Source organism: Veillonella parvula (genome assembly GCF_047241225.1).
Lineage (GTDB): Bacteria > Bacillota > Negativicutes > Veillonellales > Veillonellaceae > Veillonella > Veillonella parvula_O.
This window is the reverse complement of record NZ_JBKTIE010000003.1, coordinates 445571-463484: the sequence shown is the minus strand read 5'-3', so window position 1 is coordinate 463484 and position 17914 is coordinate 445571. Positions and strand designations below refer to the sequence as shown.

Here is a 17914-nt window from a genome sequence, read left to right as displayed (position 1 = left end):
TTATGGTTGGTTTTGACTTTGTCAAAACCCGCACTCTGGCATATGTTCAATCATTATGATTGATTACCTATCATTGTTCAGTTTTCAAAGATCTGTTATCAATTCGGATCACTTCATCTAAAGTTCAGCCTCAATTGACGACTTGATTATAATAACATTTGACTACTTTCATGTCAACACATTTTATAATCTTTTTTGAAGTTAATTTTAAACTTCTAAGTGTATTGCTACACTCATTAAGAAACAGTCGCTCAAACGACTGTATGCATATTATAGTACAATGAAAATATAAGCGCAACCCCCAATTCTCAACTTTACAAATCTTCATCTTATTTTCATTTTGATACATAAAGTCAGTATTTGATTTTACACAACCAATCATGTAAAATATAGCTGTAACAAAGAACTTTTAACACAAATCAGTTCTAAAATATTTATATTTATAAATATAAATATTACATTAGTCTAAGGAGATTGAGTATGAAATTATCAAAATCTTTATTATTGAAAACTATAGCTATAACTACTATATGTACTTCTATGGCAACTGCTGTATTTGCTGCACCACAAGGTACATTTGATACTTCAGAAATTAATATTACTGGTCAAGCATCTCGTTCTGTAGCGCCTAACTATGCGATTTTAACACTTGGTATCACAAGCCAAAACACCAATATCAATACTGCAAAATCTAATAATGATCGTATTATGAGTGATTTAATTAGTCGATTAGCTAACTTAGGCGTAGCAAAAAAAGATATCTACACATCCAGCATTTCTATCAATCCAACGAGCGACTATCAAGACGGCAAACGCATCAACACGGGTTACAATGTATCAAATCACGTAACAATTAAAATTAATAACCTTGATAACGTAGGAAAGGTTGTCGATGCCGCTGTTAGCGCTGGTGCTAACGACATCAACAACCTTTCATTCCAAAATGATGTGTCTCAACAATTATCTGATTCTTTAACTACAGAAGCGATTCAAAATGGTCGTCATAAAGCAGAAGTCATCGCAGCTGCCCTCGGTCGTACATTAGGACCAGTAAAAACGGTTTCCATTAGCACAACTGAAACCAGCACAATGGACTCTGGTTACTATCGTAACCCAGTAATGCTAAAAGCAGCTCTCGAAACCGCTACACCTGTAGAAAAAGGCTCTTTATTAGTTTCCCAAGACGCTAACATCACTTATTATCTACAATAGAATTTTCTGGTACCACACCTTCGTGTACAGCTACAATGCCGCCTGTCAATTCATGATAGGTGGCATTTTCATATCCCAGAGATTTCCAGATTTCTAAAATCTCACTTTGATGAGGATATCTACGTAAAGATTCTGGAAGCCACGCATAGGAGGAGTTATCCTTACTCAATTTCCCTATAGTAGGTAATATATAGGAGAAATAGAAGTTATATAATTGTTTAAAACCAAACATGCTTGGTTTTGCTAGTTCTAGTACGACAACCTTCCCTCCCGGCTTTACAACACGTTGCATTTCAGATAATACTTGTTTAATATCCGGCACATTACGCATTGCAAAACCACTCATGGCTGCATTAAATGTATTATCCGCATATGGTAATGCCATAGCATCACCTTGCACTAAATTGACTTGATCAATTAAACCGGCATTTTCTATACGAATACGACCTTGATCAAGCATTTCACTATTAAAGTCCAAGGCCTCCACCTTTAAAGTTGGCTCTTGACGTAATGCTTCCTTTGTAAAAACACAAGTACCACACGCTACATCAAGTACGCATTGATGAGGACCGATATTCATTGCTTTTACAGAAAATTTGCGCCAAAAATAATCTTGCCCAAAACTTAAGACTGTATTCATTAAGTCATAATTTTTTGCAATATTAGAAAAAACGCCTTGTACAAATTCTTCTTTATCAGCATATGTTTTAAATTCTTTACTATTCATTATGGTCCTTTCACTAATCAAGAACTATATTCAAGTACTATATATGGCATAGTATACCATACTATAGGAACGCTAAAAAGAATTCTATTATATATACTATATATAGCAACTATGTGCTATACACATATAAGACTAAAACATACAAATATTTAATATATTTTATTGTAAAATATATAGCTTAATATACATGTTTATATACATGTTTATCATTTACTTTATATATAACATAAATGCTTATAGCCATCTATGATATTATCTATTGCCACCATTTCATGTTCGTTGTATAATGACATATGTCCATGATGAAAGGATATTTTGTTGTGGGTTTTATTTGTTTTTATTTAAGTATTGGAGTGTACTATGAATCGATTTGTAAAATCAATCAACAGAGTCAGTCTAATCCAACAAATTATCATAGGTTTGATTATTGGTATTTTGACTGCTCTTTATGTGCCAGATGTGGCCAATGAACTTGCTTTATTAGGTGTTCTTTTTGTTGGTGCCCTTAAAGGCATTGCCCCTATCCTTGTATTTTTCTTGGTAATTGCAGCGATCAGTAAACATCGTTCTGGCCAAAAAACTGGCATGGGTTCTGTTATCACCTTATACTTATTAGGTACATTCCTATCTGCAGCATTAGCAGTAATCGTAAGCTTCTTTTTCCCGACTACATTACATCTAGCAGCAGGTGCCGCTGATGCAGCGCCTCCGCAAGGTATCGCAGAGGTTATGACAACATTGCTTAAAAATATAGTTGATAACCCTGTAAAAGCGTTAATGACTGCTAACTACATCGGTATTTTAGGTTGGGCACTAATCATTGGTGGTGCTTTACGTCATGCACCAATGAATACGAAGGAAGTTATGGAGTCCATTGCACAAGCTATTACTACTGTAGTAGGTTGGATCATCCGCTTCGCTCCTCTTGGTATTATGGGCCTTGTAGCAGAATCCATTGCTACTAACGGCATCGAAGCCTTGATTGGTTACTTCCAATTACTCGTATTATTACTTGGTTCTATGATTTTTGTAGCATTAGTGATTAACCCAATTTTATCCTTTATATACCTTCGCCGTAATCCATACCCATTGGTATTCAAATGCTTACGTGAATCTGCAATCTATGCGTTCTTCACACGTAGCTCTGCTGCAAACATTCCCGTAAACCTTGATTTGGCAAAACGTTTAAAACTCAATCCAGATATGTATTCCGTATCTATTCCATTAGGTGCCACAATCAATATGGGTGGTGCAGCAATCACGATTACAATCATGACATTAGCTGCAGCCCACACTTTGGGTATCGTTGTAGATATTCCTACTGCAATTCTCTTATCCATCATTGCCACTATTGGTGCATGTGGAGCTTCCGGTGTTGCAGGCGGTTCCTTACTACTCATTCCATTGGCTTGTTCTCTATTTGGTATCTCCAATGATGTAGCGATGCAAGTTGTAGGTGTAGGTTTTATTATTGGCGTATTACAAGACTCCACAGAAACTGCGCTTAACTCTAGCACAGATATCCTCTTCACGGCTACTGCTGATTATGCAAAACGCGGCTATCATCAAGATTGGAATTAAAACTTTCTTAGACGGTCCTATGAGACCGTCTTTTTTTTGTACACTAATTTTATATTCTTTCACTAGGACTTTGTGAAAGTTATATATATCCTCGTCACCTAATTGTGTAAAAATGATATTATATATTTGGATTAACTAAATATAAACTTTCACCAATCACTAACAAACTATATTGATTTTCTTCAATATAGTGGTATAATATAGTTAATGATAATAACTATTAGTAGATATATAGAAAGGAATCAACATGAAACAATACGATATTATTGTAGTTGGTACAGGCGGCGCAACCATCGTAGCTGACGCTGCTATAAAAGTAGGTAAAAAAGTAGCTATCATAGAAAAAGGTAAATTCGGTGGCACATGCCTAACTCGCGGTTGTATTCCTACGAAGGTTATGGTTACAGCAGCTAATGCCATTCAAGAGGTAGAAGAGTTCAAAAAAATAGGCGTCAATGTTGACGATGCAACTATGGATTGGGACACTGTAGCTAAACGTACATGGCATATGATTGACAAGTCTGCAGGCATCTATGATTACTATAACGCTTATGACAACGTAGATGTATATCGCGGTGCTGCAAGTTTTGTATCCGATAAAGTGATGAACATCCATCTTAACGATGGTTCTGGCATTGAAGAAATTACAGCGCCTACAATTATCCTTGGTACAGGTGGCTATAGTAATGTACCGAATGTACCTGGTCTTCAAGAGGCAGGCTTCCTTTCTAGTGAAAGTTTATTTGGCGATAAGTTCCCTAAACAACCATACAAATCTCTTGCCGTTCTTGGTGCCGGACCAATCGGTGTTGAGTTTGCTCACGTATTTGATTCTGCTGGTACAGAGGTAACAATTCTTCAACACAATGTACGTTTAGTACCTAAAGAAGATGCAGATATATCCGAACACTTACTTAACAACTACAGAGAACGTGGTATCAACGTACTTCTAAACCAAGACACTGTTGAAATCCGCCAAGAAGACGGCCTTAAAGTAGTAGTTACTAAAGATCGTACTACTGGCGAAATTACAGAAACTAAAGTTGAAGAAATCCTTGTAGCTGCAGGTATCCGTCCAGCTGTGGAAGAACTTCACCTAGAAAATACTGGTATTGAAACACGGCCTAAAGGCTGGATCAAAACTAACGAATTCTTAGAAACATCCGTTGATGGTATCTACGCTTTAGGTGATGTCAATGGGGAGCCGGCATTCCGTCACCGTGCAAACTACGAAGCAGATATCATTGCTCACAATCTCTTCTATGCAACAAGTGAAGATGATTACCGTTGGGCAAGGTATGATACATTACCAAAAGTTACTTTCTCCTATCCTGAAATTGGTAGTGTAGGTCTCACAGAGGCTGAAGCTATCAAAGCGGGTTACAATGTAGGAGTTGGGAAGAACTTCTACTCCTCCACTGCAAAAGGCTATGCAATGGGTATCAACCCTGGAGATGTAAACGATGGCTTTGTAAAAATTGTAGTAGATAAAGACACCAACCATATCCTTGGTATGCATGTCGTAGGTCCTCAAGCCTCTATCCTCTTCCAGCCTTATGTGAACCTTATGAATAGTGGTGTAACTCCGTTGACAGCCATCAATGAAGAAATCGCTTCTGAACGCACTAAACGTTTACGTGAAAAAGGTATTACTCGTGAAATGGACCCTAGATCCGTTATCACTGTAGGCGAAACTATGAGCCCACATCCATCCCTCGTCGAGGTTATCATGTGGACACAAGTGTACTACGAAAATCGTTGGTAATACAACTATAGTTATAAATAATAAAAGGACTAAACTTAAGCGCAGTCCTTTTGTTGCAAACATATCTATTGTAAAAAAATAATATTCTAACATAAGAGCACTATCAACCGATATTTTATAGTATCGGAATCGCAAAAAAGAGCCAAAGGCATTGCCTTCGGCTCTTTTCTTATTAATCATCAATAGATAGGTTAGCGGCCCATATCTATATCAGAACCCCAAACGAGATTTGTTTTACGACCATCGAAGCCTTGATCTGGCTCAGGTGGTAATTTATAGGATTTAGATTGTTCTACATAAGCACCTGTCTCAGCATCTACTGTAACAACTACTTTTTTACCATCTTGATGCATAGTCACATAGTATAAAACTTTACCATTATGAGCTTCAATTTTCCAGCCCTTCATAACAGCATCATTTCCAAGTTGTTGTTTTGCAACACGTTCTGCTTGCGTTGATTCAATAACTTTATCTTTATTAAAAATCTCACCAATAACTTTCTTAGGTTTGCCCCCCTCTTCCATATCAGAAGCATTACCAGTGATTACATCAATTTTCATCTTGTACTGATGATACTTACTATAACCAACTACTTTATAACCATAGTTCAAGTCATTAGAGTTGAGCTCTACAGAATGAAGCGCCGCATTAGGATAGCGATTTTGGAAAATAGTTCCAATTTGGCTCATAGTCATAACTATGGACTCGCCAGGTGCACGTTTTACAGAAATATCCGTACTTGTTTCAGGCTTTGTTTTGCGTGCATCTGCCACACTTGGTGTAGCAACGGATAACATGCCCACTGCTAATACCCCCGTTAATGCCATAGAAATCAACTTTTTATTCATTATAATCCTCCTACTAGATACTATGCTTCTATTAATCAAACTATTAGTACACTAGAATTTCTATAAGTTCATGCTATATTCAGCAACACGAAAAATATGTAAATAGTCATATCATTTAGACAATATACTATAAACCTTCATTAGATGCAAGTCGCCCATCTACATCAGTCATAATCAGTTTATAGCATGTAGCCACTAAAGGTACACCGATCAACATACCAGTAACCCCCATCAAACTACCGCCTACGATAACGGCAGCAAATACCCACAAACCTGGTAATCCGACAGAGTTACCTACAATTTTAGGATAAATAAAGTTGCTTTCAATTTGATGAAGTACCTCTAAAATAATTACATAGATGAGAGCATCCATAGGGCTAACAGTAAGTAGCATAACGGCTCCAATGATACCACCAACATAAATACCTAATAGTGGAATCAAACCAGTTAGACCAATTACACAGGCAATCGTTGTAGCATATTCAATATTAAATAGCCATAAAGTAATTCCTACCATCACGCCTAGAACCAAGGCATCTATAAACTGACCTACAAAAAAATTACTGAATGTTTGAACTGCTACGCGAGTTACATAACTAACTCGATTTACCCACTCATCTGATGCATATGCCTTTAATATACGTTTACCTTGTAACATAAGGCGTTCCTTATCAAGCAACATATAAACAGCAAAAATTAAGCCAAGACCTATGTTCAAAGTCCAAGACAATACGGTGCCCATTGCATTTACAATATATGTGCCACCTTTTGTCCCCCATTCACGAGTATATTTAGCAATATTCTCTCCACTTAGGGCATCTATAATCGTTTGATTCGACGCCATTGGAACTGTTTCTGTAATATGTTGCATCCATGTTTGGAAATCCGTATACAATTGCGGTGATGCAGCTACAATAATCGACATAGAATGAATCAATTGAGGTAAAGCCATCCGAGCAATAAAATACACAATAACACTAATTGTTACAAAGGATAGCAAAAGACTCAACGGGCGACGTATTTTATACTTCCATCCAGAGCCACACTTGGGCCATAGCCATCGTTCATAACGAACGACTAGAATATCCAATACGAAAGCAATACAAGCACCCACAATGAGCGGAACAAAAGCCGTAAAGATAGCGTCAAGACCACTAGCAATATCACTTATACGTAGTGCCATCATAATCATAATGCCCGCTAGTATAATAGCTCCTATGAGCTGTTTGTAATATTTGAATTCTTTCATAATAACCTACTTCACATAACACTATTAATAAGCTACACCTATATAACTATACGATTCTCACATCGCATACATTACCAAAGCATAATGAACATTGTATGACCTAGGATTGTATGCAATTTTAGTATAACACAAAAGTCCACCTTGTCGCATGCTCGAATTCTCGATAAACAAGAGAGCATGATTGAAGGTGGACTTATTGTAGGACTAATCTAGATTAGTCTAGAGATTAGCGATGAATATAAACGTCTACACGACGGTTTTCAGCTTTACCTGCTGCTGTAGAGTTAGTTGCAACTGGTTTAACATCACCATTAGCAATACCGATAAGACGATCGGCAGATACACCATGGTTAACTAAATATTGAGCCACATGTTGTACGCGGCGTTCAGACAAAGCAATGTTGTATTGTGGATTTGCATCAGTATCAGCGTTACCCATCAATTTAACTTGGTCTTGAGAATATTGGTTAGCAGCATTTACAGCAGCTGTTAAGTTTGGATATTGGTCCGCACGAGCAACATCTTGGTCGGAGTCAAAGTAGATAGATTGTACATAGTAGTCCAATTTAGGAGTTTTATATGCAGGCGCTTCTACAGTAGGAGCTGGAGCCGGAGTGTATACAGGAGCTGGCGCTGGAGTGTATACAGGAGCTACGGATTTATGACCGCCGAAACGGTAAGATAATCCTACTACAGGACCTTGGAAGGAAATATTAGACTTATCATCACGTTTAGTATTGATATAACGATACCCTGCATTAATATCCCAGTCTTGGTTAACTTTATAACCTAAACCTGCTTCCCAAGTAGTAGTTCTCTTAGTCCCTACACCCGCTTTACCATAAACGTCTACTTTGGAGCCAAGGTTAGCTTTACCAATTACACCTAATTGAGCAATATTATTTGCTTTAGGGAATGTATCACCAGAAATGTGAGCATAACCACCATATACTGCGAAATTTTTGTTCAAGGATTGAATCAAATTAACTTCTTGCATTCTATCACTATAGCTAGTGCCGAACATTTTATCATTCAAACCATGGTATTGGTATTGCAACGCTGTTTTATCTGTGAAAGCGTATGTTACACCACCATCAAAGTTCCATTTTGCATCAGAAGTCCAAGCTTTAGTTTTTGCTTTAGAATCAGACGCACCAAGATCAACTTGAAACTCACCTTTATTGAATTGAGTTTGAGGAGTTGCACCTGCTACGGACACACCTACAGCAGCAACTGCCAATAAAGCTAATAATTTTTTATTCATTATAATTCCCTCCAAAAACAGCCCTTATAATACTTAGGCTTTGGTAATAATATGCTTATAGTTTACACAATTTTTCAATATAATTCAACATTCTTCATGAATATTTGATGAATTTTTAGTTATATCTATCTATTAATGTTATAAATATAAATATTTAAATCCTCTTAATTACCTAATCACTGCGATTTTCTGCACATATTACAGTTCCGTAATTATAATACTATTTATCTTGTTTAAGATTCTCTAACAATAATAAGTTCACTGGTCCTGTAAGTTCATCAAAATCATTATTATATACACTAATAGATCTAACTATAATTGAACAAATAAAAGCCCCCTTATACACTAAGGAGGCTTTTATCATTTCATATGTATATCCCTTACATATATACGTGAAATCAGAAGTTTCTGGTCAGATAACACATTCCCCAATGTGTCATTTTTTTCACATTAAGTATTGTACATCAAAAATTTTTAATAGACAAGAGTTTATTCACTATTTTTTCATGAATTCTTCTAAAAATTTCAATGTGAAAAAGAATAATCAACAAAATTTATAATTATTATCTACCGTTTAAAATTATATCGAGTATTAGTATTTTAAATTTTAACATTTACATGAAGCCTATTTTTAATATAAAGCGAAAGTTAAATTAAAACTATATTTACATCTCATTAAACAACCTTATGTTGCCATGCTCCTCGAATAAATCTAAAATAAGAACAACATAATCTTAGAGACTGATCAAAGCACAAAGATAACCATGCCCCAAAAAGTCCTAAACCTAATGTAATGCACAATAGATACGTAATAATAGGACGAATGATTGCTACGCTTACAAGAGAATATTTCATAATGTAATATGTATCTCCTGCCCCTTTCAACACACCGGAGTATACTTGTTGTAATGCTTGAGGGAATGCAGCGATAGCCATAATACCCATCAAAGTGGCTGAAAGTGTAACAACATCACTTTCACGAGTATATAAGTGTACTAAAAAATCACCAGGGCCAATAAAAATTAATGCACTCACAAGACCCACGACTAAACCGATACGAGCACCAATTTTACCATAAGTACGTGCAATATCCGGCCTTTTATGCCCAAGATTTTGACCCGTATGTGACGCGCCTGCAAAGCCAAGTCCCATCGCAAAATAATAAAATATATCCATTAGATTCATACATACGTAATGCGCGGCCAAAGGTACTGCACCTAAGGAAGCCACAATCATAGTGTATGTATACATACCGAACCTTTCAAAGAACTGTTCCCCCAAAGAACTGCCACCTACATGAAACATCGTATGAAGTACAGGTCTTTCAAAAATCCACTTCGACGGATGACGCAATGTTAATCCAGTAGCAGTATGTTGTGAAATCGTACGCAACAACAATAATGCAATAATCGCACTACTGATCATAGTGGAAACACCTGCCCCCATAACACCAAGTTCAGGGAAGAAACCGATACCATAAATCAAGAAGAAATTCATTATCGTATTCAAAATATTCCCTACTACATTAGATTTAAAAATAACCTTGGTGTTACCATATCCAATGAGTGCAGCCCCTACGATTTGACTAAAAGACTGAAAGATTAAACTAATAACTATGAAACGACCATACCAAACAGCTGTTTCAATATAGCTCTCTTCAGCACCTGTAAAACGTAGAATATGCTCTAAATTTAAGAAACATATCAATAATAACGGTACATAAATCAAAAAATTCAATAAAATAGACTGCTTGAGCACGGCATTCATACCATCTACATCACCTTCACCATGACGACGAGCTATGATTGCTGTCACAGCAATGGATAAGGCGCGGCAGAAGATGAGCATTACCATCTCAGGTTGTCCCATAATACCTACCGAAGCAAGAGCTGATGCACCTAAGGCACCAACCATCGCCAAATCGATGGCCGTCATAAATTGTAACATCAAGCCTTGTAATGTAGCTGGCCAAGCTATTTTTAGATAATTACCATATAGCTGCTTTGTCGTGCCTACAGGTCCTAATCGTTCTGCAACAGGCAACATGGTATCTATTGAAAGCCATCGTTGTATACGGTCTAACATTCTATCTCCTATTCATGCAAGATCATACATAGTAGAGGCATCACTTCGCCTCTTAGTTCCACTGTATTATATCACATAACATATGAGAAGTCATTCATATGTTATGCATTTTAAATAAGAATATATATCAAAATAGCAAAAGAACCTCTTATACAAAATGTATGTACCCTATCAGGTATAACAGTGTATAAGAGGTTCTTTAGATTTACAGGAAAATGATTATCTTAAACCATTGTCAAAACTAGCTCTCAACTTTTAACCTTTAGATGCTAATAGTTGATTTACTACTGCACGCAAGTCATCTAAGCCTTGTTTAGTCTCAGCCAATTCTTGACGTTGACGTTCATTTTCAGCTTCTAATGTATTTAGACGTGCTGCTTGATTAGCAATAACAGTTTTTTGATTACTATTCTCTTTTTTGAGGCTAGATACTTCGTCTTGCATTACATAAACAGAGCTAATTGGACCTGCTTTATAACGTTCTGGAATAGCATCTTTTCTTTCACGACTACCACCAAATTTATGCGTTACACCTGCATTTACCATGTTATGGCTAGTGCCAAGTGAAACACCTACGTTGAACATAGTATCTTCAGTTCGGTAGTGAGCAATACCGATGGCACCCGCAGTTTCACCACGGTAGTTGCCAATACCAGCCATAATTTGTGTTGGTTCCAATGGATCATATTGAATTGGTTTCAACGCTGCCATAGCTGCCGCATGAGCACCAACACGTTGTGTTTCAGTACCTACACGATTAACAGCTTCTTGTAAACCAGCATTAGAGGCTTTTAACTGGCTAATATTTACTGCATCAGTATCAGCTGTGCCAGGCGCTACTCCATGAATTTTGTTGCCACCATTATTTAAGCCGTCTACAGTAAGTGATACAGGGTTAGCTGCTGTATCTGCAGGAGTAATAGTCATACCACCCCCATTAATTGTAGTAGAGTTGCCAGCTGCATCTTTCACAGTTGTACCTGCAGGAGTGATTTTAGTAGATACACCGTTTTCATCACCTACAGTAACACGGTTTAGGCCTTTTAAGTCTTTAGCCAAGCCATATGTGAAAGTAGTTCTATCTTGGTTAACTACAAGATTATCACCAGCTTGGAATTTTACGGTATCACTACCTTGTACTTTTTCAACAGTACCTCCTGCAGCTGTTACCTTCCATGCAGATATATCTTTGACTTGTTGTTTACCAGCCTCTGTTAAGTTGCTCAAATCTTGATTTGCTGCATTATCAATTTTTGCTTTAGTTTGATCATCAATCTTAACAGTTACATCTTCACCATTAGCTATAGTTGTTAAGCCGTTTTCGCCTTTAATATTGAATTTTACATCGCCTGTACTCAACGATTTTTCATCGGTAGAACCAGAGTTACCACCTAAGGAAATCTTACGGGCAATAGCTGTCGTGTTTTTGTCGATATTAGCTTTATTGGTTGCGATGTTATCCTTATTAGTTGCAATATCACTAGTATTTTTAGTGATGGCCGCTTTGTTATCAGCAATATTTTGTTTATTCGCAGCAATATTGTCCTTATTAGTAGCAATATCAGCAGCATTTCTATCAATTGCAGCTTTATTATTAGCTATTTTTTGCTTATTATCCGCAATGGCATCAGCATTTTTACCAATCTTATCTGTATTATCAGCAATGTTGGCTTTGTTTTCTGCTACTTGATCATCAACATGTTTCAATTGATCTTCTGTGGCGGCACGTCCAGAGACAGGCTGTGTTTGACCCGGAGTCCATGCAGTGTTAGTCAAACCCGTTACTTGAGGTGTTTCTACACTTTCTGTAGCTTTCACTTTTGGTGCTGTAATTGTTTGATTTGCTTTTACAGTATTGAAAGTAACGTCTTGTTTAGTAGCAATTGTGAAGTCTTTACCATTTTGAGTAATGGAAATGTTATCACCATCGATAAACTTAACTGTATCGCCACCTTCAACTTTTTCGGCAGTATTACCATTAGCTACTACGTTCCATGCGGATAAATCTTTAACTTGTTGTTTACCAGCATCTGTTAAGTTGCTCAAATCCGTATTTGCTGCATTGTTGATTTTATTAGCCGTAGCATCATCTAATTTGACAGTTACATCTTCTCCATTAGCTTCAGTAACAATACCATTTTGCCCTTTCACATTAAATTTCACATCGCCTGTACTTAAGGATTTCTCATCGGTTGAACCAGTATTACCACCTAAGGAAATCTTACGACCGATAGCTTCTGTATTTTTATCAATATTAGCTTTATTGGCTGCGATATCGCCAGCATTTTTAGTGATAGCCACTTTGTTATCTGCGATATTTTGTTTATTCGTCGCAATATTATCTTTATTAGTTGCGATATTATCTTTGTTAGTAGCAATATCTACTGCATTTTTATCAATTGCTGCTTTATTATCAGCTATTTTTTGCTTGTTATTTGCAATAGCATCCGCATTTTTACCAATCTTATCTGTGTTATCAGCAATATTGGTTTTATTTTCTGCGACTTGATTATCAACTTGTTTCAATTGATCTTCTGTGGCAGCACGTCCAGATACAGGTTGTGTTTGACCTGAAACCCAAGTAGTATTAGTCAAACCTGTTACTTGAGGAGTTTCAACCCCAGTTGTCGCTTTAACCTTTGGCGCTGTAATGGTTTGAGTAGCCGTTACCGTATCAAAAGTAGCATCTTTCTTAGTTGCGATTGTGAAGTCTTTACCATTTTGAGTAATAGAAATATTATCGCCATCGATGAACTTAACAGTGTTACCACCTTCAACCTTTTCGGCAGTTTCATTATTAGCGACTACATTCCAAGCTGCTAAGTTCTTAATCTGTTGCTTACCGTCAGGAGTCAAATTGCTCAAGTCTTGGTCCGCTGCATTCTCGATTTTACCTTTAGTCGTATCATCGAGTTTAACTGTCACATCGTCGCCATTAGCAACAGTCGTAAGACCATTTTCACCTTTCACATTGAATTTCACATCACCTGTGCTCAACGATTTTTCATCAGTCGAACCAGAGTTACCACCTAAAGAAATCTTACGGCCAATAGCTGTCGTGTTTTTGTCAATGTTAGCTTTATTGATTGCGATGTTATCTTTGTTAGTTGAAATGTCAGCTTTGTTTGTAGCAATGTCACCAGTATTCTTATCAATTGCAGTTTTATTATCAGCTATTTTTTGCTTGTTATCTGCAATGTTATCCTTATTAGTAGCAATATCTGTTTTGTTCGCAGCAATATTGTCTTTGTTAGTGGCAATATCTACTGCATTTTTATCAATTGCAGCTTTATTGTCAGCTATTTTTTGCTTGTTATCTGCAATGGCATCAGAATTTTTGCCAATCTTATCTGTATTATCAGCGATATTGGCTTTGTTTTCTGCTACTTGATCATCAACGTATTTCAATTGGTCTTCTGTAGCTGCACGACCAGATACAGGTTGTGTTTGGCCTAGAGTCCATGCAGTGTTAGTCAAACCTGTTACTTGAGGAGTTTCAACCCCAGTTGTCGCTTTAACCTTTGGCGCTGTAATCGTTTGAGTAGCTGTTACCGTATCAAAAGTTACATCTTTCTTAGTGGAAATGGTGAAGTCCTTACCATTTTGAGTAATAGAAATGTTATCACCATCGATAAACTTAACTGTATTGCCACCTTCAACTCTTTCGGCAGTATTACCATTAGCTACTACGTTCCATGCGGATAAACCCTTAACTTGTTGCTTACCGTCAGGGGTCAAATTGCTCAAGTCTTGGTCAGCTGCATTGTCAACTTTACCTTTAGTCGCGTCATCGAGTTTAACAGTCACATCGTCACCATTAGCAACCGTAGTAAGACCGTTTTCACCTTTCACATTGAATTTCACATCACCTGTGCTCAAGGATTTTTCATCGGTAGAACCAGAGTTACCACCTAAAGAAATCTTACGAGCGATAGCAGTAGTATTTTGAGCGATATTAGCTTTATTAGAAGCAATATCCCCTTTGTTTATTGCAATCTCACTAGCATTTTTAGTGATAGCATCTTTATTATCAGCTATTTTTTGCTTATTATCTGCAATATTATCTTTATTAGTAGCAATATCGCCAGTATTTTTATCAATTGCAGATTTATTGGCAGCTATCTTTTGCTTGTTATCTGCAATATTATCCTTATTAGTAGCAATATCTGTTTTATTCGCAGCAATATTGTCTTTGTTAGTAGCAATATCTACTGCATTTTTATCAATTGCCGTTTTATTGTCAGCTATTTTTTGCTTATTATCTACGATAGCATCAGTATTTTTGCCAATCTTATCTGTATTATCAGCAATCTTGGCTTTGTTTCCTGCTACTTGATCATCAACATGTTTCAATTGGTCTTCTGTGGCTGCACGACCAGATACAGGTTGTGTTTGGCCCGGAGTCCATACAGTGTTAGTCAAGCCTGTTACTTGAGGAGTTTCAACCCCAGTTGTCGCTTTAACCTTTGGTGCTGTAATCGTTTGAGTAGCTGTTACCGTATCAAAGGTTACATCTTTCTTAGCAGAAATGGTGAAGTCCTTACCATTTTGAGTAATAGAAATGTTATCACCATCAATAAACTTAACAGTGTTATTACCTTCAACCTTTTCAGCCGTCTCATTATTAGCGACTACATTCCAAGCTGCTAAGTCCTTAACTTGTTGTTTACCATTAGGAGTCAAATTGCTCAAGTCTCGATCAGCTGCATTGTCGAGTTTATTTTTAGTTACATCATCGAGTTTAACAGTCACATCGTCGCCATTAGCAACCGTAGTAAGACCATTTTCACCTTTCACATTGAATTTCACATCACCTGTGTTCAAGGATTTTTCATCGGTAGAACCAGAGTTACCACCTAAAGAAATCTTACGGGCAATAGCAGCAGTATTTTGAGCAATATTAGCTTTATTAGAAGCAATATCCCCTTTATTTGTAGCAATTTCACCAGTATTTTTATCTATTGTAGTTTTATTGTCAGCAATTTTTTGCGTATTCGCAGCAATACTGTCCTTATTGGTGGCAATATCTGTTTTGTTTGTTGTAATGTCACCTACATTTTTAGCAATTGCGGTTTTATTTGTATCAATAGCAGTTTTGTTAGCTTCAGCTTTATCGTCAACTTTTTTCAATTGGGATACATTGACAGCATCTTTATCAGCAACACCATCTGCTACATTGGCAACTTTCAAATTTCCAGCATTGATACCTTTATCACCATCAATTTTTACAGTTTCATTACCGCCAGCATTATTGAAAGAAGCACTGTTTAATTTAGAAAGATCTTTTTTCAAAGCTACAGAGATTTTCTTATCATTTCTAGCAACCGCAACATTATCGTCACCAGAAAAATCTACTGTATTACCTTTTTCAACCGCTACTGGTGTAGCTTCACCATTAGCAGAAAGATTCCAACCATATTTATTTTGATCAATTGCTTGATTAATCGCATTAGCTACGTTGGCAGAATCCGCCATACCAGCAGTCGCTGTAGCGCTACCATTTGCTACTGTGATATCTTGCTTTTTACCAGAAACTGTAATTTTCTTACCATTAGCTGTAGTGCTAATGTATGTATTATCACCATTTACAGCCAATTTACTATTAGCAAGGTTCACATCGCCTGTACCAGTATCACCTGTAAAAGCTAGATTAACACTCTTTAACTGTGCCACGTTTACTGCATCTGTATCAGCAGTACCTGCAGCAACATAGTTAATTTGACGTGTTTGGTTTGTCGTACCAACAGCAACACCACCTAATTTAGATGTTAAGGCAGCACCACTTAAACCAGCATATATATCTGTACGACTAGTATTAACATTATACCCCGCTACACCTGAAGCAATATCAGCTGTAGATTTTGAGCCAACAGCTACACCATCTACTACTTTACCTCTAGCGCCATCACCAACAGCTACAGAACGACTCGCAGATCCGTCTGTTGCGGCATTTGGACCAATAGCAATAGAATTAGCTGCCGTAGCACCAGTATTATCTTTATTAGCAGCATCAGAAGATTTTATAGATATATATTTATAAGCGATTTGGTCTACAATAGCGCTAAGTTGAGAGCCATTAATTGCATCTGTGGAAGTAGCACTTACTTCGCCAGGAGCCACATGTTTCAACTGACGTTCATACCCTTTAGAACCAAAAGATACAACGTCACCTGGCAATGTTTTATCACCACCAGCCCAGGAAGCAACAACATTATTTGGCAAAGTATAGCTAGATTGTTTTGTACCGCCTACATCAGTGTTAGAACCACCACCGATGGCAATAGCATTATCACGATTTGCTCTAGCGCCTGTACCAATAGCAATAGCATTTGTTACATCTTTATTGTCTTGGCCAGTAGCTCCAGTATCAGTTCCCGCCAAACGATCCTTCGCATTTGCACCTGTACCAATGGCAATACCGACATTACCAGACTGACCTTTCATCCCTAATGTGATACCAGATTCACCAGCCGTTGCCGATGTATATAGTGGTTTTCTCATATCAAATCCTGTTAAGCTTTGAACCGCACTACGCAAATCCCCAGTTTTATTCTCACCATTATTCGTAGTGTAAATAACTTTTACACTATCGGCTTTAACTACATCATCGCCACCAATAACAATAGAAGAGTTACCTTGAGCTATTGTATTTCCCCCAATGGCAATTGCTTGCTCCCCAATTACTCTTGCACCTTCATTAGCAGTATTACCACCACCAATAGCGATTCCTTGTGGACTGTTAACACTGGTACTAGAATTAGAACCTATTGCAATAGAATATCCACCAGCAGCTGCTGCATTTTGACCGAAACCTACAGCTTTATCACCAGTAATAGAAGCACCAGCCCCCAAGCCTACTGCTGTTGCATGCAGATTTGTAGGCAAAGTATTTGCCGCCATAGTGATGCTAGCATTAGTCATTGCTAATGCAGCCAAGATTGCTGCTACAACAATTTTCTTCTTGCCACCATTATTTTTAGCGAACTCAGATACTACTACGTAGCAGCTTTTTGATTTGCTCCAAACCACTTTAAAAATCTTATTCATACTTTCTCCTATAAACTATAGTAATAGTAATGCTCCCTCGATGTTTTATCATATGGTAAATCATACGAGAATTCCAAAATTTTCAATATTATAAGTATATCAAAACCTTTAATACACTATCAAGCTTTTTCATTTT

General features: G+C 37.1%; 9 protein-coding genes. 3 read left to right on the top strand and 6 right to left on the bottom strand.

The genetic code is table 11. The features are described from left to right. Positions 1 to 480: 480 nt before the first annotated feature. Positions 481 to 1212 (top strand): SIMPL domain-containing protein, encoded by a 732-nt coding sequence (locus ACLRYO_RS08140; protein WP_413084806.1) that lies wholly within the window; start codon positions 481 to 483, stop codon positions 1210 to 1212. On the opposite strand, the gene ACLRYO_RS08135 is transcribed toward ACLRYO_RS08140, so the two are convergent. Then, positions 1193 to 1939 (bottom strand): ubiquinone/menaquinone biosynthesis methyltransferase, encoded by a 747-nt coding sequence (locus tag ACLRYO_RS08135; protein ID WP_413084805.1) that lies wholly within the window; start codon positions 1937 to 1939, stop codon positions 1193 to 1195. The genes ACLRYO_RS08140 and ACLRYO_RS08135 overlap by 20 nt on opposite strands. Positions 1940 to 2299: 360 nt before the next feature. On the opposite strand from ACLRYO_RS08135, the gene sstT reads away from it, so the two are divergent. Then, positions 2300 to 3520 (top strand): serine/threonine transporter SstT, encoded by a 1221-nt coding sequence (gene sstT / locus ACLRYO_RS08130; RefSeq protein WP_278470552.1) that lies wholly within the window; start codon positions 2300 to 2302, stop codon positions 3518 to 3520. Positions 3521 to 3767: 247 nt separating this feature from the next. Further along, positions 3768 to 5285 carry a dihydrolipoyl dehydrogenase family protein gene (locus ACLRYO_RS08125; protein ID WP_412225486.1) on the top strand — a complete coding sequence of 506 codons (1518 nt, stop codon included), beginning with the start codon at positions 3768 to 3770 and terminating at the stop codon, positions 5283 to 5285. Positions 5286 to 5476: 191 nt separating this feature from the next. On the opposite strand, the gene ACLRYO_RS08120 is transcribed toward ACLRYO_RS08125, so the two are convergent. From ACLRYO_RS08120 to ACLRYO_RS08100, 5 genes are all read right to left on the bottom strand, one after another. Further along, on the bottom strand, positions 5477 to 6133 hold the full coding sequence (locus ACLRYO_RS08120) for a PepSY domain-containing protein (protein WP_004692962.1): 657 nt from the start codon (positions 6131 to 6133) through the stop codon (positions 5477 to 5479). A 127-nt stretch (positions 6134 to 6260) separates the two neighbouring features. Then, positions 6261 to 7382, bottom strand: a complete 1122-nt coding sequence (locus tag ACLRYO_RS08115) for an AI-2E family transporter (RefSeq protein WP_004692963.1) — start codon at positions 7380 to 7382, stop codon at positions 6261 to 6263. A gap of 226 nt (positions 7383 to 7608) precedes the next feature. Then, positions 7609 to 8646, bottom strand: coding sequence for an OmpA family protein (locus tag ACLRYO_RS08110; RefSeq protein ID WP_004692964.1), 1038 nt, complete (start codon positions 8644 to 8646; stop codon positions 7609 to 7611). Between the two features lie 675 nt (positions 8647 to 9321). Continuing rightward, a complete protein-coding gene (locus ACLRYO_RS08105; RefSeq protein ID WP_287509756.1) occupies positions 9322 to 10731 on the bottom strand; it encodes an MATE family efflux transporter in 1410 nt (469 codons plus the stop codon). A 255-nt stretch (positions 10732 to 10986) separates the two neighbouring features. Then, on the bottom strand, positions 10987 to 17778 hold the full coding sequence (locus ACLRYO_RS08100; protein ID WP_413084804.1) for an ESPR-type extended signal peptide-containing protein: 6792 nt from the start codon (positions 17776 to 17778) through the stop codon (positions 10987 to 10989). Positions 17779 to 17914 lie beyond the last annotated feature (136 nt).

Bases quoted from the DNA above. Each gene is read 5' to 3' on its own strand.
- ACLRYO_RS08140 (WP_413084806.1), top strand. From the start codon at position 481: ATGAAATTATCAAAATCTTTATTATTGAAAACTATAGCTATAACTACT.
- ACLRYO_RS08135 (WP_413084805.1), bottom strand. From the start codon at position 1,939: ATGAATAGTAAAGAATTTAAAACATATGCTGATAAAGAAGAATTTGTA.
- sstT (WP_278470552.1), top strand. From the start codon at position 2,300: ATGAATCGATTTGTAAAATCAATCAACAGAGTCAGTCTAATCCAACAA.
- ACLRYO_RS08125 (WP_412225486.1), top strand. From the start codon at position 3,768: ATGAAACAATACGATATTATTGTAGTTGGTACAGGCGGCGCAACCATC.
- ACLRYO_RS08120 (WP_004692962.1), bottom strand. From the start codon at position 6,133: ATGAATAAAAAGTTGATTTCTATGGCATTAACGGGGGTATTAGCAGTG.
- ACLRYO_RS08115 (WP_004692963.1), bottom strand. From the start codon at position 7,382: ATGAAAGAATTCAAATATTACAAACAGCTCATAGGAGCTATTATACTA.
- ACLRYO_RS08110 (WP_004692964.1), bottom strand. From the start codon at position 8,646: ATGAATAAAAAATTATTAGCTTTATTGGCAGTTGCTGCTGTAGGTGTG.
- ACLRYO_RS08105 (WP_287509756.1), bottom strand. From the start codon at position 10,731: ATGTTAGACCGTATACAACGATGGCTTTCAATAGATACCATGTTGCCT.
- ACLRYO_RS08100 (WP_413084804.1), bottom strand. From the start codon at position 17,778: ATGAATAAGATTTTTAAAGTGGTTTGGAGCAAATCAAAAAGCTGCTAC.